General features: G+C 59.0%; 19 protein-coding genes and 1 riboswitch. Of the genes, 13 read left to right on the plus strand and 6 right to left on the minus strand.

Annotation, left to right across the window (positions count from 1 at the left end; genetic code table 11):
• Nucleotides 1-19: 19 nt before the first annotated feature.
• The gene (locus TU86_RS03245; RefSeq protein ID WP_048362849.1) at nucleotides 20-2,779 is read right to left on the minus strand and encodes a response regulator; all 2,760 of its coding nucleotides are present in this window, start codon (nucleotides 2,777-2,779) and stop codon (nucleotides 20-22) included.
• 214 nt (nucleotides 2,780-2,993) lie between these two features.
• On the opposite strand from TU86_RS03245, the gene TU86_RS03250 reads away from it, so the two are divergent.
• From TU86_RS03250 to TU86_RS03280, 7 genes are all read left to right on the plus strand, one after another.
• The gene (locus TU86_RS03250; RefSeq protein WP_048362850.1) at nucleotides 2,994-3,722 is read left to right on the plus strand and encodes a response regulator transcription factor; all 729 of its coding nucleotides are present in this window, start codon (nucleotides 2,994-2,996) and stop codon (nucleotides 3,720-3,722) included.
• Nucleotides 3,712-5,103: a sensor histidine kinase gene (locus tag TU86_RS03255; RefSeq protein ID WP_088500054.1), complete on the plus strand. Its 1,392-nt coding sequence runs from the start codon at nucleotides 3,712-3,714 to the stop codon at nucleotides 5,101-5,103. The genes TU86_RS03250 and TU86_RS03255 overlap by 11 nt, the downstream gene beginning before the upstream one ends.
• 80 nt (nucleotides 5,104-5,183) lie before the next feature.
• Nucleotides 5,184-6,086, plus strand: a complete 903-nt coding sequence (gene cysM, locus TU86_RS03260) for a cysteine synthase CysM (RefSeq protein ID WP_048362852.1) — start codon at nucleotides 5,184-5,186, stop codon at nucleotides 6,084-6,086.
• Complete coding sequence (rlmD, locus tag TU86_RS03265) at nucleotides 6,086-7,438, plus strand: 23S rRNA (uracil(1939)-C(5))-methyltransferase RlmD (protein WP_048362853.1); 1,353 nt, start codon at nucleotides 6,086-6,088, stop codon at nucleotides 7,436-7,438. The genes cysM and rlmD overlap by 1 nt, the downstream gene beginning before the upstream one ends.
• A 120-nt stretch (nucleotides 7,439-7,558) precedes the next feature.
• Nucleotides 7,559-9,811, plus strand: a complete 2,253-nt coding sequence (gene relA / locus TU86_RS03270; RefSeq protein ID WP_048362854.1) for a GTP diphosphokinase — start codon at nucleotides 7,559-7,561, stop codon at nucleotides 9,809-9,811.
• 80 nt (nucleotides 9,812-9,891) lie between these two features.
• Nucleotides 9,892-10,725 carry a nucleoside triphosphate pyrophosphohydrolase gene (mazG, locus tag TU86_RS03275; protein WP_048362855.1) on the plus strand — a complete coding sequence of 278 codons (834 nt, stop codon included), beginning with the start codon at nucleotides 9,892-9,894 and terminating at the stop codon, nucleotides 10,723-10,725.
• 22 nt (nucleotides 10,726-10,747) lie between these two features.
• Nucleotides 10,748-11,293 carry a DUF2058 domain-containing protein gene (locus TU86_RS03280; protein WP_048362856.1) on the plus strand — a complete coding sequence of 182 codons (546 nt, stop codon included), beginning with the start codon at nucleotides 10,748-10,750 and terminating at the stop codon, nucleotides 11,291-11,293.
• A 176-nt stretch (nucleotides 11,294-11,469) separates the two neighbouring features.
• On the opposite strand, the gene TU86_RS03285 is transcribed toward TU86_RS03280, so the two are convergent.
• The 4 genes from TU86_RS03285 to purM all read right to left on the minus strand — a co-directional run bounded on the left by TU86_RS03285 (nucleotide 11,470) and on the right by purM (nucleotide 14,346).
• Nucleotides 11,470-11,652, minus strand: coding sequence for a hypothetical protein (locus TU86_RS03285; RefSeq protein ID WP_048362857.1), 183 nt, complete (start codon nucleotides 11,650-11,652; stop codon nucleotides 11,470-11,472).
• Between the two features lie 263 nt (nucleotides 11,653-11,915).
• Nucleotides 11,916-12,629, minus strand: coding sequence for a DUF3108 domain-containing protein (locus TU86_RS03290; protein WP_048362858.1), 714 nt, complete (start codon nucleotides 12,627-12,629; stop codon nucleotides 11,916-11,918).
• 8 nt (nucleotides 12,630-12,637) lie between these two features.
• Nucleotides 12,638-13,288 carry a phosphoribosylglycinamide formyltransferase gene (purN, locus tag TU86_RS03295; RefSeq protein WP_048362859.1) on the minus strand — a complete coding sequence of 217 codons (651 nt, stop codon included), beginning with the start codon at nucleotides 13,286-13,288 and terminating at the stop codon, nucleotides 12,638-12,640.
• On the minus strand, nucleotides 13,288-14,346 hold the full coding sequence (gene purM / locus TU86_RS03300) for a phosphoribosylformylglycinamidine cyclo-ligase (RefSeq protein WP_048362860.1): 1,059 nt from the start codon (nucleotides 14,344-14,346) through the stop codon (nucleotides 13,288-13,290). The genes purN and purM overlap by 1 nt, the downstream gene beginning before the upstream one ends.
• A gap of 384 nt (nucleotides 14,347-14,730) precedes the next feature.
• Here purM and TU86_RS03305 point away from each other — a divergent pair, with 384 nt between their 5' ends.
• The 5 genes from TU86_RS03305 (at nucleotide 14,731) to TU86_RS03325 (ending at nucleotide 19,313) form a co-directional block, all read left to right on the plus strand.
• Nucleotides 14,731-15,759 (plus strand): DUF2066 domain-containing protein, encoded by a 1,029-nt coding sequence (locus tag TU86_RS03305; RefSeq protein WP_048362861.1) that lies wholly within the window; start codon nucleotides 14,731-14,733, stop codon nucleotides 15,757-15,759.
• A gap of 32 nt (nucleotides 15,760-15,791) precedes the next feature.
• Nucleotides 15,792-16,865, plus strand: coding sequence for an AI-2E family transporter (locus TU86_RS03310; RefSeq protein WP_048362862.1), 1,074 nt, complete (start codon nucleotides 15,792-15,794; stop codon nucleotides 16,863-16,865).
• 225 nt (nucleotides 16,866-17,090) lie between these two features.
• Complete coding sequence (hda, locus tag TU86_RS03315) at nucleotides 17,091-17,795, plus strand: DnaA regulatory inactivator Hda (RefSeq protein ID WP_047276383.1); 705 nt, start codon at nucleotides 17,091-17,093, stop codon at nucleotides 17,793-17,795.
• Between the two features lie 210 nt (nucleotides 17,796-18,005).
• Nucleotides 18,006-18,629, plus strand: coding sequence for a C40 family peptidase (locus tag TU86_RS03320; protein ID WP_048362863.1), 624 nt, complete (start codon nucleotides 18,006-18,008; stop codon nucleotides 18,627-18,629).
• A gap of 144 nt (nucleotides 18,630-18,773) precedes the next feature.
• Entirely contained in the window at nucleotides 18,774-19,313 is a 540-nt protein-coding gene (locus tag TU86_RS03325) for a C40 family peptidase (RefSeq protein ID WP_048362864.1), read from the plus strand.
• Between the two features lie 87 nt (nucleotides 19,314-19,400).
• Here TU86_RS03325 and TU86_RS03330 read toward each other — a convergent pair whose 3' ends face one another.
• Entirely contained in the window at nucleotides 19,401-20,708 is a 1,308-nt protein-coding gene (locus TU86_RS03330) for a PQQ-dependent sugar dehydrogenase (RefSeq protein ID WP_048362865.1), read from the minus strand.
• Between the two features lie 126 nt (nucleotides 20,709-20,834).
• Nucleotides 20,835-21,078: riboswitch (cobalamin riboswitch) on the plus strand.
• Nucleotides 21,079-21,160: 82 nt separating this feature from the next.
• Between TU86_RS03330 and cobO the strand changes: the two genes are divergently transcribed.
• Nucleotides 21,161-21,772, plus strand: coding sequence for a cob(I)yrinic acid a,c-diamide adenosyltransferase (gene cobO / locus TU86_RS03335; RefSeq protein WP_048362866.1), 612 nt, complete (start codon nucleotides 21,161-21,163; stop codon nucleotides 21,770-21,772).
• The last annotated feature ends 5 nt before the right edge of the window (nucleotides 21,773-21,777 follow it).

Below are 21,777 nucleotides of genomic sequence, written 5' to 3' on the forward strand. Positions count from 1 at the left end.
TCCTTGGTTGAGGGTGGGGCTAGGCGGTGCTTCGCGCTTCATTGGCCAGGCGCGTGATGGCCTGATCCAGTTCGTCCAGCGCGGCGTAAGCGTTAGGGTTGTCTTGCTTGAGTAAGGTCTCACTGCGCTGGCAGGCGGCACGCAATTGCGGCACACCGCAGTAACGCGTCGCGCCGTGCAAACGGTGGACCCGCTCAATCAGTGCGTTGTTGTCTCGCGCTTCACGGGCCTGGTGGATGGCCAGGCGGTCAGCTTCCAGGGAGGCCAGCAGCATGGCGAGCATGTCGGCGGCCAGGTCAGCCTTGCCGGCCGCCAGACGCAGGCCTTCGTCGTGGTCGAGGACCGGCAGTTTGGCGTTATTGCGCCCAGGCTCGGGGCTGCTTTCGCTGACTTGGTTGAGCAGCGCAAGCCCGGTCCACTTCAGCACTACCTGGCCCAGTTGGCGCTCACTGATGGGTTTGGTCAGGTAGTCGTCCATGCCGCTTTGCAGCAGCGCACGTTTTTCGTTGGCCATGGCGTGGGCCGTCAGGGCGACAATCGGCAGCGGGGTGGATTGCCCCTCGCTCTCCCATTGACGGATCACTTCGGTGGTCTCGCGACCGTCCATGCCAGGCATTTGTACGTCCATCAGCACCAGATCGAAGGCCTCGTTCTTGATCGCATCGACCGCGGCATAGCCACTGTCCAGCGCGGTGACCTTGGCACCCATGTCTTCCAGCAAGGTCTGTACCAGCAGCAGGTTGGCCGGGTTGTCGTCGACGCACAAAATGCGCGGCGCACGGCTGGCCAATAGCCCGATAGGTTCGTTGCGGGTTTGCCGAGGCTCGATCAAGTCCGCTAGCGTACGGCGAAGTTTGCGTGTGCACGCCGGTTTTGACTGCAATTGGTCATGGGCGTTGGGCACCGATGCGCCGAACAACTGCTGTTCAGTGGTAGGGCACAACACCAGCACTTTGCAACCCAGGTGTTCGAGATCCCAGATGTGCTGGTTCAGACGCTCTGGCGGAATGTCTTTAGCGGTGACGCCCAGCACCACCAGTTCGAATGCCTGCTCTGTCTGGTGTGCGCTGGTCACACTGTTGCAGAGGTTTTCCAGGGTGTTGAATGGCGTGACGTCCAGCCCGCAGTCTTCGAGCTGGTGCTGCAAGGCCTGGCACGCCAGATCGTGTTTTTCCAGCAGGGCCACGCGACGACCCAGCAGCGGGGCGCCCGGCAGGTCTTCGACATCATCCCGGGCTTTGGGCAGGCTGACGCTGATCCAGAACACAGACCCTTCGCCGGGGGTGCTCTCGACGCCAATTTCGCCCCCCATCTGCTCCACCAGGCGCTTGGAAATCACCAGTCCCAGACCCGTGCCGCCGGGTTGGCGGGACAATGAGTTGTCGGCCTGGCTGAAAGCCTGGAACAGCGCGCGCACATCCTGACTGGTCAAGCCGATGCCGGTGTCCTGAACGCTGATGCGCAGTTGCACGCTGCCGTCATTTTCATCCACGTCTTCGAGCATGGCGCGCACGGCAATCGTGCCTTCGCGGGTGAACTTGATGGCGTTGTTGACCAGATTGGTCAGGATTTGCTTGAGTCGCAGCGGGTCGCCAATCAACGACAGCGGCGTGTCGCGGTACACCAGGCTCACCAGCTCCAGGCCTTTTTCGTGGGCGGAGGGGGCGAGGATGGTGAGGGTGTCTTGCAACAGGTCGCGCAGGTTGAACGGCGTGCTGTCGAGCACCAGTTTGCCGGCTTCGATTTTTGAGAAGTCGAGAATTTCGTTAATGATGCCCAGCAGGTTGTCGGCCGACTTTTCAATGGTGTGCAGGTAGTCGAACTGGCGCGGGGTCAACTCGCTTTTTTGCAGCAAGTGGGTAAAGCCCAGAATGCCGTTGAGCGGGGTGCGAATTTCATGGCTCATGTTGGCCAGGAATTCGGATTTGATGCGGCTGGCTTCAAGGGCCTCTTTGCGAGCCAGGTCCAGCTCAAGGTTCTGGATTTCGATGGTTTCAAGGTTTTGGCGCACGTCTTCGGTGGCTTGATCAACGCTGTGTTGCAGTTCTTCCTGAGCGTTTTGCAGGGTTTCGGCCATGCGATTGATGCCCGACGCCAGCTCATCCAGTTCGTGACTGCCCAAGGGTGGCAAGCGAGTTTGCAGTTGACCGTCTTTGAGTTGCGCGACCGCCTGTTTGATCTGCCCCAACGGTGCATTGATGGTGCGGCTCATGCGCAGCGCCAGCAGGGCGCTAAACACCAGGCCGCTGACAATCAGCAGCAAGCTGGCAAACAAACTGCGGTAGCCGCGCAGCAACATGTTGCTGTGGGACAGTTCAAGTTCGACCCAGCCCAGCAGGCGATGCGCTTCGTTGGGAATGACGTCACCGGCCAGGTTGCGGTGGCGGCCAAACACCGGCAGTAGATAGCGGGTGGCGTCGTTTTCGGTGCGTTGCAGCAAGTGCGTGCTGTTACCCAGCGGGGCCTGATTGAGCATGACCGGCCCGGCATGGGCGAGCGTTTCGTGATTGGCGTCGAGGAACGACACAGCACGCACATCTTGCTGCTCAAGCGACTCGGTGGCGATGCGCGCTAACAGGGCGGTGTCATGGCGGCCCAGGGCTGGCGCCACCAGCGGCGCGAGTTGCTCGGCAATCATTTCACCGCGTTGCAGCAGTTGAGCCTGTAATTCCGATTGTTGCAGCCAGGTGAAATAGCCGCCAAGCAGCATCGCCATCAAGCTGACGGGCACTAACGTGAGCAACAATACGCGGCCTTTGATACCCAGATTTTTAAGCACGCAACTCTCCAGCTCCACGTCTTTCTAATTTTTTGCCCCGCGCATCCGGCGCGGGTTTGCTGGCAGTGTAGCGATTTGACTGTCACCCCACGCGCAGAAATTTCAAGTTCTGGCCCTGCCTTTGATCGACATCAGCCCCGCTTACCCCTGTGCCGGTTGCTCGCGCAGGCTCAATCTTGAATAATCGACGATTGAGAATGACTTGCAGACGCTAATGAATCCCGTCGTAATTAGCCCCTCCCGCCTTTTGGCCATTGAAGATGATCCCGTGCTGGGGGCCTATCTGCACCAGCAGTTGCAGCGCAGCGGCTTTGAGGTGGTGTGGTGCCAAAACGGCCAGCAAGGTTTGGCCCTCGCGCAACACGAACACTTTGACGTGGTGCTGATGGACATTCTGTTACCCGGCATGAATGGCCTGCATGTGCTCACGCAATTGCGCCAGACCCACGCATTGCCGGTGATTCTGATGTCGGCGTTGGGCGCGGAGGCTGACCGTATCAATGGTTTTCAATTGGGCGCCGATGACTACTTGCCCAAGCCGTTCAGCATGGCCGAGCTTGAGGTGCGTATTGCCGCCATTTTGCGGCGGGTGGCGCTTGATCGCTCGCCCCGAACCAGCGTTTTGCCCGTGTCGCCTGCGATTGAGGACGAGCTGTTTCTGGATGACAGCGCCAGCGACGTGCGCTACGGCGTGCAGTGGGCCGGGTTGACGCGCAGTGAGTACCGCTTGCTCGACACCCTTAACCGTCATGGCGACGAAGTGCTGAGCAAAGCCTTTCTTTATCAGCATGTGCTGCAACGTGGCTACGCGCCGCATGATCGCAGCCTGGACATGCACATCAGCCAAATCCGTCGCAAGCTCAAAACCCTCGGCTACCACGCGCGTGAAGTGCGCACGGTGTGGGGCAAGGGCTACGTGTTGAGTGCCAATGATGCGCTATAAGGTGCCGGGCAAACACTCGGTGTTCTGGAAGCTGGCGTGCCTGCTGGTTGCGTTCTGCCTGCTGATGATCTGGCTCAGTTGGTCTTGGGGACGCTACATGGACAAGCGCACCGGGTTTCTGTCCCAGGAGGCGCGCAGCACGCTGGTGCGGTATGCGAGCGAGGCCGAAAGGGCCTGGGAAAGCGGCCAGCAAGCCGGTGTCGACCAATGGTTGCAAGCGCTGGGGCAGGTAGAGAGCGGCTGGATCGGGGTCATCGGCCAGGATTTGCAGTCGCTGAGCAGCTACCCGCTCAGCGATGCCGAAAGTCAGCGTTTGACCTTTTTGCGCGGTCTGGATTGGCCTGTCAGCCATTTGAAGGCCACGCGGCCGTGGATCAAGGTGCCGTTCCCGCGCGACTCATCGTTGGGGTATCTGGTCATCGAGTTGCCGCAACGTTTTATGCCGGGGCGCTCGCAGTTCATCTGGCGCATCATCACCAACGGCGTCATCCCCGGTTTATTCACGTTGCTGCTGTGCGTCGGCCTCTATCGGTTATTGATCGTGCCGCTCAATCATCTGCGCGAACAGGCCAATGCCTGGCGCGCCGATCAATTGGGCACGCGGCTGTCGAGCCAGACCACCAGTCGTCAGGATGAGTTGGGCGATTTGGGGCGTGCGTTCGACCAAATGTCCGAGCGTTTGCAAAGTACCGTCAGCCAACAGCAACAGTTGCTGCGCGATTTGTCCCATGAATTGCGTACGCCTTTGAGCCGCTTGCGGGTGGCGTGTGACAGCGAGCAGGGCGAAGCCGCGTTGCGCGAACGCTTGAGCCGCGAAGTGGACGGCATGCAGCGGCTGGTCGAAGACACCCTGCAACTGGCGTGGCTGGATGCCGAGCGCGGGCCGTTGCCGCTGGAAGACATTCAAGTGCAGGCACTGTGGGAAATGATCAGTGAAAACGCGCGCTTTGAAAGTGGCTGGACCGAGGACCGTCTGCCCTGTTTCGTGGAGGCCGATTGCTGGGTGCAGGGGCATCTCAATAGCTTGGCGCAAGCCCTGGAAAACATCCTGCGCAATGCGATTCGTCACTCACCGCCTGAGGGCGTGGTCAGTTTGAGTGGGCAGCGTGAGGGCGATAGGTGGCACCTATGGCTCGACGATCAGGGCGGCGGCGTGGCGCCACAAGAGCTGGAGCGAATCTTTGCACCGTTTATCCGCCTCGATGGTTCACGGCCCGGTGATGGCGGGTTTGGGCTGGGCTTGAGCATTGCGCGCAACGCCTTAAGGCTACAGGGCGGCAGTTTGTGGGCTGAGAATCACGGGCCGGGGTTGCGCGTGCATTGGCGTCTGCGAGTCTGTGAGCCTTCAGACCAAAAGCTCGCTTATAGCCTTTCGCCATAAGCTGCGCACTTTGCGTGATATGGGCAATTGGCGTTTGTCGGTATGATGTGCGGCCCCGCAGTCCGGATTGCGAATACGCCATGACCTTGCAGTACCCCACTATCGCCGACTGCGTCGGCAACACGCCGCTGGTGCGCTTGCAGCGCCTGGCCGGCAACACCACCAATACCTTGTTGCTCAAGCTCGAAGGGAATAACCCGGCGGGTTCGGTCAAGGACCGGCCTGCGCTGTCGATGATTGACCGTGCTCAAGCGCGCGGCCAGATCCAGCCCGGCGATACCCTGATCGAAGCCACCTCGGGTAATACCGGTATCGCATTGGCCATGGCCGCCGCGATCAAGGGTTACAAGATGATCCTGATCATGCCCGACAACTCCAGCGCCGAGCGCAAGGCCGCCATGACGGCCTACGGTGCCGAGCTGATCCTGGTCTCCCAGAAAGAGGGCATGGAAGGTGCCCGCGACCTGGCCGATAAGTTACAGGCCCAAGGCCGTGGCAAGGTGCTCGATCAGTTTGCCAACGGCGATAACCCCGAGGCGCACTACACCAGTACCGGCCCGGAAATCTGGCGCCAGACCGAAGGCACCATCACCCATTTCGTCAGTTCGATGGGCACCACCGGCACCATCATGGGCGTGTCGCGCTTCTTGAAAGAGCAAAACCCGAACGTACAAATCGTGGGTTTGCAGCCGATGGAAGGCGCCGCCATCCCCGGTATCCGTCGCTGGCCGACCGAATACCTGCCCAAAATCTATCAGGCCGATCGTGTAGACCGCATCGTCGACATGGCTCAGCGTGAAGCCGAGGACGTGATGCGCCGACTGGCCCGCGAAGAAGGCATCTTCTGTGGTGTGTCGTCGGGCGGGGCGGTGGCAGCGATGTTGCGCTTGTCTGAGGAAGTCGAGAATGCGGTCATCGTCGCCATCATTTGTGACCGTGGCGACCGTTACTTGTCGACCGGCATTTACGATGCGCCTAACTGATGGCTAAGCAAGAGAGAGGCCTGCGTTTCCAGCCAACGGGCGGCACCAAAGCCGCGCAAGTGCCGACCGGCAAGAAACAACGTCTGCGCATTGAGCGTCTGGCCAACGACGGCCGTGGCATTGCCTTTATCGAGGGGCGTACCTGGTTTGTGTCGGGCGCCCTGGCCGGTGAAGAGGTTGAGGCGCGGGTGTTGGGTGCTCACGGCAAAGTGGTTGAGGCGCGCACCGAGCGCGTGTTCAGCGCCAGTGAGGTGCGCCGCACAGCGCCGTGTGCCCATGCCGGACGATGTGGCGGATGCAGCGTGCAACATATGCCCCACGAAGAGCAGCTCGCACTGAAACAGCGCATGCTCACCGAGCAATTGTCGCGTGTGGCCGGGGTAGAACCCGACGAGTGGGCGGCGCCCTTGACCGGTCCCGAGTTTGGCTATCGCCGTCGCGCCCGCATTGCGGTGCGTTGGGACGTGCGGGCCAAGCATCTGGAGGTCGGTTTTCGGGCTGCCGGCAGTCAAGACATCGTGGCAATTGATCACTGTTTAGTGCTGGTACAGGCTTTGCAACCTATCATGACCGGGCTGCCCGCCATGTTGCGTCAGTTGAGCAATCCCAAGGCGCTGGGCCATGTCGAGTTGTTCAGTGGCTCGGCGATTGCCGTGTTGTTGCGGCACATGGCGCCCCTCAACGAGGCAGACATGCAGGTGTTGCAGGCGTTTTGCGCAGCCCATGACGCCCAATTGTGGCTGCATGGCGACGGCGATCCACAGCCGGTCGATGCGCAGCAACGCTTGGGCTACCGTTTAGAGCAATGGGATTTGGAGCTGGCGTATCGGCCCGGTGATTTTGTTCAGGTCAACGCAGGCGTCAACGAAGCCATGGTGGCGCAGGCGCTGACATGGCTCGCGCCACAGGCCGAGGAGCGGGTGCTTGACTTGTTTTGCGGGCTGGGTAATTTCGCCTTACCTCTGGCCAAGCAGGTTCGCGAAGTGGTGGCCGTTGAGGGGGTTACGACGATGGTCGAACGCGCCGGGCAAAACGCGGTCACTAACAACCTGCATAATGCAGCGTTTTTTCAGGCTGATCTGTCGCAGCCGCTGGCGAACGCACAATGGGCCAAACAAGGGTTTGGTGCTGTGTTGCTCGACCCGCCCCGCGACGGCGCTTATGAAGCCGTACGCACGTTGTCTGGCCTGGGGGCCAAACGTTTGGTGTATGTGTCGTGCAACCCGGCCACGCTGGCGCGCGACACGGTTGAGCTGATGAAACAGGGTTATCGGTTAAAACGTGCCGGAATCCTCGATATGTTTCCGCAAACCGCGCATGTCGAGGCGATGGCGTTATTTGAAGCAGACTAGGACGGTCTGTCTATTTCGACGGGCCCGCAGTTCCACGCGACTTGGCCCAGTGGCGTGGAGTTGGGATTCGGGTCGGTGATTTCGGCGCATTGAATGTGCGCCGTAGGGAAGGTAAGCAAGATGGTACAGGTCAGAGCACACCAGCCGATCAACACTGACGGCAGTCTCAACCTTGAGGCATGGCTTGACCATGCCGTGAGCGTTGACGTCGCGCTGGACCGAGAAGCCTTGAAAGAAGCCTGTGAGTTTGCACGCGAGGCCGAACAACAAGCCAATGCGGCGAAAAACCTGTGGACCGAGGGCACGTCGAGCTTTCGGACCGGGTTGGAAATCGCTGAAATCCTGGCGGACCTCAAGCTGGACCAGGATTCGTTGGTCGCCGCGATTTTGTATCGCGGCGTACGTGAAGGGCAGATTCAACTGCCCGCCGTCAGTCAGCGTTTTGGTCCGGTGGTGGCCAAGCTGATTGATGGCGTGCTGCGCATGGCGGCCATCAGCACCAGCCTCAGCCCGCGCCAGTCTATGGTGCTGGGCACGCAGGGACAGGTTGAAAACCTGCGCAAAATGCTGGTGGCGATGGTCGATGATGTGCGTGTGGCGCTCATCAAACTGGCTGAACGTACCTGCGCCATACGGGCGGTCAAGAATGCCCCGGACGAGAAGCGCAATCGCGTCGCCCGTGAGGTGTTCGATATTTATGCGCCACTGGCGCATCGCTTGGGCATTGGCCATATCAAGTGGGAGCTGGAGGACTTGTCCTTTCGCTACCTTGAGCCTGAGCAATACAAACAGATCGCCACCTTGCTGCATGAGCGTCGCCTTGATCGCGAGCGCTTTATCAGTGATGTAATGAACCAGTTGCGCACCGAACTGGTGGCCACCGGGGTTGACGCTGACATCAGCGGTCGGGCCAAACATATCTATTCCATCTGGCGCAAAATGCAGCGCAAAGGCCTGGCCTTCAGCCAGATCTATGACGTGCGCGCCGTGCGGGTGCTGGTGCCCGAAATGCGCGATTGCTACACCGCGTTGGGGATCGTCCACACGTTGTGGCGCCATATCCCCAAAGAATTCGACGACTACATCGCCAACCCGAAAGAGAACGGCTACCGCTCGCTGCACACCGCCGTCATCGGCCCTGAGGGCAAAGTGCTTGAGGTGCAGATTCGCACCCACGCCATGCACGAAGAAGCCGAGCTGGGCGTGTGTGCGCACTGGCGTTACAAGGGCACCGACGTTAAAGCCGGCTCCAACCAGTACGAAGAAAAAATCTCGTGGTTGCGCCAAGTGCTGGAGTGGCACGAGGAACTGGGCGACATCGGTGGTCTGGCCGATCAGTTGCGGGTCGATATCGAACCGGACCGGGTCTACATCTTCACGCCCGACGGGCATGCCATCGACTTGCCCAAAGGCTCGACGCCACTGGACTTCGCGTATCGGGTACACACCGAAATCGGCCATAACTGCCGGGGCGCGAAGATCAACGGGCGCATTGTGCCGCTCAACTACAGCCTGCAAACCGGTGAACAGGTCGAGATCATCACCAGCAAACACGGCACGCCGAGCCGCGACTGGCTGAACCCCAACCTGGGCTACATCACCACCTCGCGGGCGCGGGCCAAGATTGTTCACTGGTTCAAGTTGCAGGCGCGTGATCAAAACGTCGCGGCGGGTAAAACCCTGCTTGAACGTGAACTGGGGCGCCTGGGCCTGCCGGCCGTCGATTACGAGAAGCTGGCCGACAAAGCCAACATGAGAACCGCCGAGGACATGTACGCGGCGTTGGGCGCGGGTGACTTGCGTTTGGCGCAGTTGATCAACCTCGCGCAGCAAATGGTCGAGCCGGAACGCGGCAACGAGCAAATGGAGCTGATCCCGCGCAAGGCCACGGGTTACAAACCGGGCAAGCGCGGCGACATCCAGATCGAAGGCGTGGGCAACTTGCTGACGCAAATGGCTGGCTGCTGCCAGCCGCTGCCGGGCGATGCGATTGTTGGTTACATCACCCAGGGCCGTGGCGTGAGCATTCACCGGCAGGACTGCCCTTCAGTGTTGCAACTGGGCAGCCGCGAGCCGGAGCGAATCATTCAGGTCAATTGGGGCCCGATTCCGGTGTCGACCTACCCGGTGGATATCGAGATTCGTGCGTACGACCGTTCTGGTTTGCTGCGTGATGTGTCGCAGGTGCTGCTCAACGAGCGCATTAACGTACTGGCCGTCAACACCCGCTCGAACAAAGAGGACAACACGGCGTTGATGTCCCTGACCATCGAGATTCCGGGGCTGGATGCGCTGGGGCGTTTGCTGGGGCGTATTTCGCAACTGCCCAACATCATCGAAACCCGCCGCATCGGGCGCAGCGAGCCACGCTGATGCGCAGCCGCTGGCGCAGGCTTTGAATACTGCCTGCGCCAGCACTACGGGGTTTGAGTGCACATTAGAAGAGATCCGCGATGTACAACCTCGACGACTTGCTCCATCTCATGGCCCGGTTGCGTGACCCGCAGTACGGTTGCCCGTGGGACATCAAGCAAACCTACAAGACGATCGTGCCCTACACCCTTGAAGAGGCCTACGAGGTCGCCGATGCCATCGAGCAAGGTGACTTTGAACACCTGCAAGGCGAGTTGGGCGATTTGTTGTTTCAGGTGGTGTATTACAGCCAGTTGGCGCGCGAAGAAGGGCGTTTTGAGTTTGCCGGGGTGATCGACAGCATCACCCGCAAGCTGATCCGCCGTCATCCCCATGTGTTCCCGACCGGTGATTTGTATGCCCCGCTGGACGTCCCGCGCCTGAGCGAAGAACAGGTCAAGCTGCGCTGGGAGCAGATCAAGGCCCAAGAGCGGGCAGAGAACGCCGAACGTCCTGAGCAGCTGTCATTGCTCGATGACGTGCCAGTAGCGTTACCGGCCTTGTCGCGCGCCGCCAAATTGCAGAAGCGCGCCGCGCAGGTCGGTTTTGATTGGCCTGCGGCCTTGCCGGTACTGGACAAGGTGCGCGAAGAACTCGACGAAGTGCTTGAAGCGATGGCGGACAACGATAGTGCTGCGGTTCACGATGAAATCGGCGACCTGCTGTTCTCAGTGGTCAATCTGGCCCGGCACCTTAAAGTTGACCCTGAAACCGCCCTGCGCTGCGCTAACGCCAAATTTGACAGACGTTTCCGGTTTATCGAACAGGCATTGCGCGATACCCTGCGTCCCATTGAAAATTGCACCCTTGAAGACCTGGACGCCCTGTGGGGCGAAGCCAAGCGCCAGGAAAAGAATTTACCCAGCTGCGGCTGAGTTTGCCTAAGTGAGTAAGTAGATGAGCATTTCCCTACGCGACCAGTTGCTCAAAGCCGGACTGGTCAACGAGAAGCAGGCCAAGCAGGCCGGCAAAGAAAAGCAAAAACAGCAGCGTCTGGCCCACAAAGGCCAGATCGAGCTTGACGACACTCAGCAGCGCCTGGCAGCAGAAGCCAAGGCCGAGAAGATCAAACGCGATCAGGAACTCAATCGTCAGCAGCAAGAAAAGGTCGAGCAAAAGGCCCGTGCTGCCCAGATCAAGCAATTGATCGAAGTGTCGCGCTTGCCCAAGTTGACCACTGAGGACTACTACAACTTTGTGGACGACAAGAAGGTTAAGCGCCTGTCGGTCAACACGTTGATGCGCAACAAGCTGGCCAATGGTTCGCTGGCGATTGTGCAGCATCAGGGGGGCTACGAAGTGATCCCGCGCGAGGCCGCGCTGAAGATTCAGGAACGTGACCCGCGCCGTATCGTGCAATTGAACATCCTCGTCGAACCGAAAACACCGGAAGAAGACGATCCGTACGCGGCTTACCAGATCCCTGACGACCTGATGTGGTAAACGGGTCACTCGGACGCTACGGGGGCTGAAGAACGAGGCTGCATGGCTTTACGACCTATCCGCGCGGACGCAGCCTCGTGTTACTCGTCAGCGGCTACAGGTATCCGTTACGGGCCCGTAAACAACAAACCCCGCTTCGGCGGGGTTTGTGTTTTCAAGACAGTAGTTTCAGTACTTCAGGCCTGACGTTTCTGCGCTTCTAGCTGTTCCAGCTCGGCTTTGTAGTTGTGAGCGTCGCTTTCGCGGTGAAACATACCGACCAATATGTCTTCCTGGTGAACATCCCACAGGTGTACGCCGTGGGCGACAAGTTGGTGAAACATACGTGAATCGTCGCGCTCAGTTACTTTGATAGTCATCTGCTTGCTCCAAATTCTGATGAGGTATGCGGCAAGTCGTCGCAGGCCTTCTTTATAGAATCTGTTAGCTTCCTAAGTAAATAGGTATTGCACAGGGTGTCATCTGCCGGGAATTCGTGAAATTCACGCAGGCCACGGTTGGCGCGGTGTTTAGCGATTTGGCCAATAGTTTTATGACAAAAGCTTCATCTTGCGCGGGGGTATCCGGGCAAAAAAAAACCTCGCCGAAGCGAGGTTTTTTGCAGCCCGAAGACGGTCGTGACTCAGTTGCCTTTGACCGACTGGCCGTTCACCGTGCCGTCGAGCAGCATGATGTTGTATTCCTTGCCGTCTTTTTCGACCTGACGCAGTTTGACCAGCAGGCCGTCCCATTTTTTGGCGAACCACATTTCGGTGATGCGCTTGTTTTGGGACGGATCACGCACACGCTCGACCTTGATCGCGTCTACTTTGCCTGCTTTGGTGTCGACCACTTCAGGCCCAATGACGCGAAAGTCATAGGTGTCCACGTCGTTGCCATCAACCACTTGATAGCTCATGGACTTTTTACCCGCCAGAACATCGCGCTGGAGAGCCAACTGGTAGGTGGACTTGTCGAGCATGCCGGTCAGCAGCTTTACGTTTACCGCTTCGCTGTTGTCGGTGCCGGTCACCGTCATGTCCGACCAGTCAAACTTGAGGTCGATGTTTTTGCTTTTACCCAGCCCGCCACGCTTGAAGTGGTAGGTCAGGGGAACCGGTTTGTCTTTGTCCAGCTTGAGGGTGCTTTCTTCGTTCAGGCTGGCCACCAGCATCGACGCCTGGAAGTTCAGGGTCCAGACGTTGTCGGCGCCTTTGGTCAGGCTGCGCTCTGCCGAACCGCTCATGGGTAACTGTTTCCAGTCGGCGGTGTAGCTGGCTTTGAAAGGCTGAAGATCGGCCGCTTGCACTGCTGGGATGGCCAGCAAGCTAAGGGCAAGGAGCAGGGCACGACGCATAAAATCTCCTAGATTTGTATCTGGTGGCCGCTGGCCGGGAGTAATTGACCGTCCAATAATGCGCCTTGTTCGTTGAGAGACAAACGACCCTCGGCAAACCAGCGCACTGCAAGCGGGTAAATCAGGTGCTCTTGGGTGTGAACCCGTTGCGCCAGACTGCTTGGCGTGTCCTCGGACTCTACCGGTATCACTGCCTGTACGACCAGTGGGCCGCCATCGAGTTCCTCGGTAACAAAGTGCACGCTGCAACCGTGCTCACGATCACCCGCTTCCAATGCGCGCTGATGCGTGTGCAGGCCTTTGTATTTGGGCAATAAGGAGGGATGGATATTGAGTAGCCGCCCTGAGTAGTGACGCACGAAATCAGCGCTGAGGATGCGCATGAAGCCGGCCAGGACCACCAGGTGCGGATTGAATTGGTCGATGATTTTGATCAGTGCAGCATCGAAGGCCTCGCGGCCCTCGAATGCTGTGTGATCCAGTACGCGGGTGTCGATACCCGCGTCTGTGGCGCGTTGCAGGCCGTAGGCATCGGCGCGGTTGGAAATCACCGCGCGAATCGTGGCCGGGCTGCCCTTGACGTCATCGCTGTCGATCAAGGCCTGCAAGTTGCTGCCGGTGCCGGAAAGCAGCACCACTACATCACAGGTATCAGGCATTAGTGCGCCTTGAGGTTTTGCAGCTCAACGTGTGCAGCGCCTTCAGCGGCTGTTGCAATGCTGCCGATGACCCAAGGCTGCTCGCCGGCTTCACGCAGTACGTTCAGCGCGGTTTCAACGTCGGCCTGAGCCACGCAGATCACCATGCCGACGCCGCAGTTGAGCACGCGGTGCATTTCGTTTTCGTCCACGTTGCCTTGTGCTTGCAGCCAGTCGAAGACGGCCGGACGCTGCCAGCTGGCCACGTCAACCAGGGCTTGAGCGCCTTTTGGCAGCACGCGCGGGATGTTGTCCAGCAGGCCGCCACCGGTGATGTGGGCCATGGCTTTGACCACGCCGGTTTCTTTGATCAGCTTGAGCAACGGCTTCACGTAGATACGGGTCGGGGCCATCAGCAGGTCGGTCAGCGGCTTGCCGTCCAGCTGGGTATTTTCGATGTCGACGCCCGACACTTCGATGATCTTGCGGATCAGCGAGTAGCCGTTGGAGTGCGGGCCAGAAGATGGCAGGGCGAGCAGCGCATCGCCAGCAGCCACTTTGGAGCCGTCGATGATTTCGGATTTTTCGACCACGCCGACACAGAAACCGGCCAGGTCGTAGTCTTCGCCTTCGTACATGCCTGGCATTTCAGCGGTTTCGCCGCCTACCAGCGAGCAACCGGACAGTTCGCAGCCCGCGCCGATACCGGTAACCACTTGGGTCGCGGTTTCTACGTTGAGCTTGCCGGTGGCGTAGTAGTCGAGAAAGAACAATGGCTCGGCGCCGCATACGATCAAGTCGTTCACGCACATGGCAACCAGGTCGATGCCGATGCTGTCGTGCTTGTTCAGGTTCAGTGCCAGACGCAGCTTGGTGCCGACACCGTCGGTGCCGGAAACCAGAACAGGCTGCTTGTAGCCAGCAGGAATTTCGCAGAGGGCGCCAAAACCGCCGAGGCCGCCCATCACTTCCGGGCGTGCAGTGCGCTTGGCCACGCTCTTGATGCGTTCGACCAATGCTTCACCGGCGTCGATGTCTACACCGGCGTCTTTGTAGCTCAGGGATGGTTGCTTGCTCATTAATCCAGGCCTTTAGGGGGGATTCGGGGAGGTCGACCGATCTCAGAGGGCCCACTGGCAAGTGCTCATCGTTGGGGATAGAGCATTTGCCGGGTGCCCGGCTGTCGCCGGTCTGCGAAGGCGCGCGATTTTATCAGGCTTGAAGGGCAGCGGCCATCCTCGGGCCGACGGGCAGGGTTATATAGCGCGAAAAAAACCTTTTTTAGTCGTACTGGCCGCTGCGCGCAGCCCTGTATAAGGTATACGGGTTCACTTTTGATTTTTTACGGCTGGATGAAAACCGCTGTGGCCGGGTGAATGATTGGGCGCGAGCCCTGTCTGAAGCCTGCTTGCGTATTTTTCTCGGGTCTTTCAAGACTACTTTTTTGTCGTCAGGAATCTTTCATGCGTTTTCATCATTTTTTAGCGGCGGGCTGCTTGTCATTTTTCAGTCTGGCGAGCCATGCCGAAATTCTGACCAATCTGTATCAGGTGCGTGAGCCGGTGAGCAGTCAATCACCCGAAGAGCGCACTCAGGCGACACAAAAAGCGTTAGAAACCTTGGTGCTACGCCTGACCGGCGATGCCAAGGCCGCGCAAAGCCCGGCACTTGAGGCGGTGCGCAAAGACCCGCAGCAGATTATCAGCCAATACGGCTACGACGCAGGCCCTCCTGAAAGCCTGCAAGTGGATTTCGACCCGGTGAGCACGGAGCGTGCGTTGCGTCAGGCCGGTTTGTCGCTGTGGGGCAGCAACCGTCCGGCGTTGCTGAGCTGGTGGCTTAACGATTCGGTCGACGGCTCAAGCCTGGTGGGCGACGGGCAATCGGCCGCCGAACCCTTGCGCCGCGCCGCACAGCACCGAGGTTTGCCGTTGCGCTTGCCGCTGGCGGACTTGAACGAACAGTTGGTGGGGACGGTCGAAAATCTGGAAGGCACTAATCCTGCACCTTTGCGCGAAGCGTCTGAGCGTTATGGTGCCGATGCCTTGCTGGCGGTGCATGCGCGTGAAGAGGGCGGTCAATGGCAAGCCAAATGGCGTCTGTGGCTGGGCGATCAGCAGGAGCAAGGCAGTGCGCAGGCAGCTGATCAGGCAGCGTTGGCCGATGCGGTGATGTTGGCGGTGAGCGAGCGTCTGGCGCCGCGCTACGTGGTCAAACCGGGTGTCTCGAGCGACCAGTTGCTGGAAGTGCAGGGCATGACCCTTGAGCGCTATGCCTCGCTGGGCCGTTTGCTCGAACCGTTTGGCGGACAGCTCAAGCGTGTCGAGGGTGACCGGATTGTGTATCAGGTAAACGGCAGTGCCGAGCAGTTGCGCTCGCAACTGGGGTTGGCGCATTTGCAGGAAGTGTCAGCGCAAGAAGTGCCCGCGGTGACGGACGCCGGACAGCCGCCTGCGGATAACCCGGTCGTGCAGCTACGTTTTCGCTGGTAGGTTTTTTCTTCTCTATAAAGGATGGGTGCTTGATGACGGATTCGCGGCGATGGGTATGGTGGGGCGTGGCGCTGGTGTTTGCCCTGTTTGTGTATTTTCTGCATCCGATACTCACGCCGTTTCTGGTCGCGATTGTGCTGGCTTACATGTTCGATCCGGTGGTTGATCGTCTTGAAAAGGTCGGTTTTTCCAGAACCTGGGGCGTGGTCACGGTGTTCGCGCTGTTCACCATCATCGTGACAGCGCTGGTACTGGTGCTGGTGCCGCTGCTGGCCAAGCAGTTGATGAAGCTCTATCAACTGGCGCCGCAAGTGCTCGACTGGTTGCAGAACACTGCGATGCCGTGGGCGCAGAGCAAGTTTGGCCTGAGCGACGGGTTCTGGAAGTTCGACAAGATCAAGGCTGCGATTACCGGGCACATGGGGCAGGCCTCAGACATCGTGGGCATTGTGCTGTCACAGGCAACGGCATCGAGTCTGGCGCTGATCGGTTTTCTGGCCAATCTGGTGCTGATCCCGGTTGTCGCGTTTTACCTGCTGCGTGACTGGGACGTGCTGCTGGGCAAGATTCGCAGCTTGCTGCCGCGTGATCGCGAAACGCAAATTGTGTCGCTGGCCAAGGAATGTCATGACGTGCTGGGGGCGTTTGTGCGTGGGCAGTTGCTGGTGATGCTGGCGCTGGGCGTCATCTACTCGGCGGGCTTGATGATGCTGGGCCTGGAGCTGGGGCTGTTGATCGGCTTGATGGCGGGCATCGCCGCCATCGTGCCGTATATGGGGTTTATCGTCGGCATTGGTGCGGCGTTGATCGCGGGGTTGTTCCAGTTTGGTGGCGACCTGTACCCGATGCTCGGGATCGTGGCGGTGTTCATGGTCGGTCAGGCGCTCGAAGGCACGGTGCTCACGCCATTGCTGGTGGGCGACAAAATTGGCATGCACCCGGTGGCGGTGATCTTTGCGATTTTGGCGGGCGGTGAATTATTCGGTTTCACCGGTGTGTTGCTGGCCTTGCCCGTGGCCGCCGTGATTATGGTGCTGGTGCGCCATGTGCAAGATATCTACAAGGATTCGCAGGCTTATAAGGGCACCGAAGACCCTGAGTTGTAAGTGTTTGTTGCGTTAATAAAGGCAGGTCAGTCAACGCGCTGACCTGCCTTTTTGTTTAGCGTGGCGTGCGCGAGAGCGCAAAAAAACTTGATCTAATCCAAGGTCTTAACGCAAACCTTTGATTTTGCTCGTGGTCTGTTACATTGTGCGCCCGGCTACACGGGTATAAACTTTGCAAACTTTACACAGAGGCCACTAACGGTTCGTTTGAACTGTTCAGTCAGCATGAAACCGATTCAGCTGCCCCTAGGTGTGCGTCTGCGTGATGACGCTACCTTCATAAACTACTATCCAGGCGCCAATGCCGCTGCACTCGGCTATGTCGAGCGTCTATGCGAAGCCGACGCCGGCTGGACAGAAAGTCTGATCTATCTTTGGGGTAAACACGGGGTAGGGCGTACGCACTTGCTCCAGGCAGCCTGCTTGCGTTTTGAACAGATGGGTGAGCCTGCTGTTTATCTGCCGCTGGGCGAGCTGATGGACCGTGGCATCGAAATCCTCGACAACCTTGAGCAATACGAGCTGGTGTGCCTGGACGACCTTCAAGCCGTGGCCGGTCGTGCTGATTGGGAAGAGGCCTTGTTCCACCTGTTCAACCGTCTGCGTGACAGCGGTCGGCGGTTACTGATTGCCGCTTCGGCCTCGCCGCGCGAATTGCCAATCAAGCTGGCTGACCTCAAGTCGCGCCTCACGCTGGCGTTGATTTTCCAGATGCGCCCTTTGTCTGACGAAGACAAACTGCGTGCCTTGCAGCTGCGCGCTTCACGCCGTGGCCTGCACCTGACCGACGAAGTCGGGCACTTCATCCTGACCCGCGGCACCCGCAGCATGAGTGCATTGTTTGACCTGCTTGAGCAGCTCGATCAAGCCTCGTTGCAAGCACAGCGCAAGCTGACCATCCCGTTCTTGAAAGAAACATTGGGCTGGTAAAGTCGGCACTTCCTCTCTGTTTGGCAAGTTTCAGGCGCCAGAAAACCTGCGGGCTAGAAGGGCTGCGCGCGCAGAATCTATCGTCAGGGGTGTAAAACCTTAGATGTCATGAGAAAACTGGCGAGTCACATTTAGATCGATTGAATTTGCAAATGAGGATCATAGTTGGCATAGTCGCGACTACTTTTCCTACAAGCCACGGTCGTGCCCATGCTAAATCGCTTCGCACCCCTCGTGCCTCTCGCACTCGTTACCCTGTTGTTTGGTTGCGCTGCGCACTCGCCCGTGTCTCAGCAAGTGGTCGATCATCAGGTTCAATCGTCATCTTCGTCCCAGGCTTCCGCTATTTATCAGGAAGAGTTGGCGACCGAAAAAGAACTGGCTCAATTCTCCGAGAACAGCAAGCCTTACGAACTGCCAGCCCTGGCTGACAGCATCCTTGAGCGTGGCATGTCCTTGATCGGTACCCGCTACCGTTTTGGCGGCACCTCTGAAGCAGGCTTCGATTGCAGCGGCTTTATCGGTTATCTGTTTCGCGAAGAGGCGGGCATGCAATTGCCGCGTTCCACGCGAGAAATGATCAACGTAAAAGCACCGCTCGTCGCGCGCAACAAACTCAAGCCGGGTGACTTGCTGTTCTTCAGCACCAACGGTCGTGGCCGCGTCAGCCATGCCGGTATTTACCTGGGCGATGACCAGTTCATCCACTCCAGCAGCCGCCGCAGCGGGGGCGTACGGATCGACAACCTGGGTGACACCTACTGGAGCAAAACCTTTATTGAGGCCAAACGTGCCTTGGCGATGGCGCCTACGAGCGTAGTAGCCCGCAAGTAAAGTTAAAGCTTCACTTGAAGTTTGGCCTCTAAGGGCTAGAATTCAGTCGCATTGTTAAACTCTTGAAGCCGCGAAGGTGCTCCCTCTCGCGGCTTCAGGTTTCGCGGCCGAGTTGCCGTATCCAGAATCAGGAACGTTCTGTTTATGCCGATCATCGCCCGCGTTGCCGTTTTAACTCTAGCTGCCTTGCTCAGTGCTTGCGCCAGCAACCCGCCGCCAGCCCCCGTGGCCAAAAAGCCGGTGGTATTTACCAATTCCTCTGAAGACTTTTCGCCGGTCGCGGCCGATGTGCTGTTTCGCGCCTTGGGTTTGGTCGGTACGCCTTATCGCTGGGGCGGTAATACCCCGGATTCGGGTTTTGATTGCAGCGGTTTGATCAAGTACGTCTATAACGACGCGGCGGGTATTTCGTTGCCGCGCTCAACCCGCGAAATGATCGTGATGAGCGCGCCGAATGTGGGCAAAGACAAACTGCAAACCGGTGACTTGCTGTTCTTCGCCACCAGCGGTGGTACGCAAGTCAGCCATGCAGGGATTTATGTGGGGGAAGGGCGCTTTGTGCATGCGCCTGCCACGGGCGGCACTGTCAAGCTCGACAGCCTGTCCAAAGCCTATTGGCAAAAAGCCTACCTGAATGCCAAGCGCGTCTTGCCGACCGAGCAGCACCTGGCGCGTAATCCTTAGGCAATCTGAGCGCCTCTTAAAAGCTCGCAACCTGCGCCAGTTCCTACGGGACGTCTGTAGGAGCTGCCGAAAGCTGCGAGCCTGAGGTTACTTGGCTGACACCCGCCAAATCTTGTTGCCGACGTCATCGGCCACCAGCAAATCCCCCTGTTTATCAATCACTACCCCCACCGGGCGGCCCATGGCTTTTTCGTCGGCGTTGAGAAAGCCGGTGAGCACGTCCATCGGCATGCCTGTGGGTTTACCGTCAGCAAAGGGCACGAAGATCACTTTGTAGCCACTGTGCGGTTTGCGGTTCCAGGAGCCGTGCTGGCCAATAAAAGCCCCTTCAGTGAAGTTCGGCAACTTGCTGCCATCGGCAAAACTTAAACCCAGTGAAGCGGTGTGTGGGCCGACGGCATAGTCAGGCGCGATGGCTTTGGCCACAAGTTCGGGGTTTTGCGGATCAACCCGCACATCAACATGCTGGCCGTAATAGCTGTAGGGCCAGCCATAGAAGCCGCCGTCTTTGACGGAGGTGATGTAATCCGGCACCAGATCGCTGCCGATCTCGTCACGTTCGTTAACCGCCGTCCAGAGTTTGCCGGTCGCAGGTTCCCAGTCCATGCCGTTGGGGTTGCGCAGCCCGGAGGCGAAAATGCGGTGGCTGCCGGTCGCCGGGTCAACTTCCCAAATGGCGGCGCGGCCTTCTTCCTTGTCCAGGCCGTTTTCACCCACATTGCTGTTGGAGCCGACGGTCACGTAGAGCTTTTTGCCGTCGGGGCTGGCGATGACGTTTTTAGTCCAGTGATGGTTCAGCGGCCCACCCGGCAAGTCGACCACTTTGGTCGGTTGGGCGCTGATGGAGTCTTGGCCGGCTTGATAGGGAAAGCGCAGCAGCTTGTCGGAGTCGGCCACGTACAGGTCGTTGCCCACCAACGTCATGCCGAACGGCGAGTTGAGGTTTTGCAAAAACACGGTGCGGGTCTCGGCGATGCCGTCATGGTTGGCGTCGCGCAGTAACGTGATGCGGTTTGCGCTGGGCACGCCGGCACCGGCTTTGCCCATGACCTTCTCCATCACCCAGCCGCGAATGCCTTTGCTGTCATCCGGTTTGGGCGGGGCGTTGGTTTCGGCCACCAGCACGTCGCCATTGGGCAGTACGTAGAGCCAGCGCGGGTGGTCGAGGTCTTCAGCAAATGCGCTGACGTTCAAGCCTTCAGCTGCAATCGGCTTGGCGCCTTGGCTCCAGCCCACGGCGGGGGCGATGTTTACGGTGGGGATCAAGGTTTTATTGGGTTCAGGCAGCTTGGGCGAGGGGCCGGTGCCATCCGCCACTTGCAGTGACGAACTCTCACCACAGGCGGCTAAACCGGCCGCGAGGACGATGACGACGGCGTGTTGGCGCTTGAGCATGTGAATCTCCATGAGTTCAGGGGGCGTAAGTGATAGATAAGCCTAGTCGCTTAAAGGTTCAGGGCAATGCGAGGCGTGCCGATATGCGCACCACCTTTAATTGACGCTCCACCCCCAACCCTCTAACCTTTGGCGCTTGTTTCAGGTGCCCTGCAATCCAAGGTTCGCAGGGTGAAACAGGGAAGCCGGTGAGGGCGCGTGCATTTCGCACAGCCGCCACGATCCCGGCGCTGCCCCCGCAACGGTAAATGAGTCAACGCCGCGCTGAGTGCCACTGTGTTTATTCACGGGAAGGCGCGCGGTCAGGGCTGCCCCGCGTCAGGGCCGCCTGCTTGTGAGCCCGGAGACCGGCCTGAGCCATCCAGCACCTTCGCGGCGGGCGAGTGTGTGTCGTTATTGACCTATTCCCCCCGCCTCCCGTTTGCTTAATTCAGCCCCGACGGAGAGCTGCCATGAATGAATCCCCCGAACGCGACGAACGTCATCAGGCGCGCATGCTGCGCAAAAAAGCCGTCATGGATGAGCGCATTGCCAGCGCTCCCAACGAGTGTGGCTTGTTGCTGGTATTGACCGGCAATGGCAAAGGCAAAAGCAGCTCGGCTTTTGGCATGTTGGCCCGTGCCATGGGGCACGGCATGCAATGTGGCGTAGTGCAGTTCATCAAGGGCCGCAACAGCACTGGCGAAGAGATTTTTTTCCGCCGCTTCCCCGAGCAAGTGCGTTACCACGTGATGGGCGAAGGCTTTACCTGGGAAACCCAGGACCGCCAGCGTGACATCGCCGCTGCTGAAGCGGCGTGGGAAGTATCGCGCGAGATGTTGCGCGACCCCTCCATCGGGCTGGTGGTGCTGGATGAGCTGAACATTGCGCTCAAGCACGGCTATCTCGACCTGGAACAGGTGCTCAGTGACCTGCAAGCCCGTCCGCCCATGCAGCATGTGCTGGTCACCGGCCGTGGCGCCAAACCCGAATTGATTGATCTGGCCGACACCGTGACGGAAATGAACGTGGTCAAGCACGCGTTTCAGGCCGGAATAAAAGCCCAGAAAGGCATTGAATTGTGAGTGCT

The sequence above is a fragment of the Pseudomonas weihenstephanensis genome, from assembly GCF_001043055.1.
In the GTDB taxonomy this organism is placed as follows: domain Bacteria; phylum Pseudomonadota; class Gammaproteobacteria; order Pseudomonadales; family Pseudomonadaceae; genus Aquipseudomonas; species Aquipseudomonas weihenstephanensis.

Coding starts and splice junctions, on each gene's coding strand:
- TU86_RS03290 (WP_048362858.1), bottom strand. CDS start 12,629: ATGCGTCGTGCCCTGCTCCTTGCCCTTAGCTTGCTGGCCATCCCAGCA.
- TU86_RS03325 (WP_048362864.1), top strand. CDS start 18,774: ATGCCGATCATCGCCCGCGTTGCCGTTTTAACTCTAGCTGCCTTGCTC.
- purM (WP_048362860.1), bottom strand. CDS start 14,346: ATGAGCAAGCAACCATCCCTGAGCTACAAAGACGCCGGTGTAGACATC.
- cobO (WP_048362866.1), top strand. CDS start 21,161: ATGAATGAATCCCCCGAACGCGACGAACGTCATCAGGCGCGCATGCTG.
- TU86_RS03305 (WP_048362861.1), top strand. CDS start 14,731: ATGCGTTTTCATCATTTTTTAGCGGCGGGCTGCTTGTCATTTTTCAGT.
- TU86_RS03255 (WP_088500054.1), top strand. CDS start 3,712: ATGCGCTATAAGGTGCCGGGCAAACACTCGGTGTTCTGGAAGCTGGCG.
- cysM (WP_048362852.1), top strand. CDS start 5,184: ATGACCTTGCAGTACCCCACTATCGCCGACTGCGTCGGCAACACGCCG.
- purN (WP_048362859.1), bottom strand. CDS start 13,288: ATGCCTGATACCTGTGATGTAGTGGTGCTGCTTTCCGGCACCGGCAGC.
- hda (WP_047276383.1), top strand. CDS start 17,091: ATGAAACCGATTCAGCTGCCCCTAGGTGTGCGTCTGCGTGATGACGCT.
- rlmD (WP_048362853.1), top strand. CDS start 6,086: ATGGCTAAGCAAGAGAGAGGCCTGCGTTTCCAGCCAACGGGCGGCACC.
- TU86_RS03280 (WP_048362856.1), top strand. CDS start 10,748: ATGAGCATTTCCCTACGCGACCAGTTGCTCAAAGCCGGACTGGTCAAC.
- relA (WP_048362854.1), top strand. CDS start 7,559: ATGGTACAGGTCAGAGCACACCAGCCGATCAACACTGACGGCAGTCTC.
- mazG (WP_048362855.1), top strand. CDS start 9,892: ATGTACAACCTCGACGACTTGCTCCATCTCATGGCCCGGTTGCGTGAC.
- TU86_RS03250 (WP_048362850.1), top strand. CDS start 2,994: ATGAATCCCGTCGTAATTAGCCCCTCCCGCCTTTTGGCCATTGAAGAT.
- TU86_RS03285 (WP_048362857.1), bottom strand. CDS start 11,652: ATGACTATCAAAGTAACTGAGCGCGACGATTCACGTATGTTTCACCAA.
- TU86_RS03310 (WP_048362862.1), top strand. CDS start 15,792: ATGACGGATTCGCGGCGATGGGTATGGTGGGGCGTGGCGCTGGTGTTT.
- TU86_RS03330 (WP_048362865.1), bottom strand. CDS start 20,708: ATGCTCAAGCGCCAACACGCCGTCGTCATCGTCCTCGCGGCCGGTTTA.
- TU86_RS03320 (WP_048362863.1), top strand. CDS start 18,006: ATGCTAAATCGCTTCGCACCCCTCGTGCCTCTCGCACTCGTTACCCTG.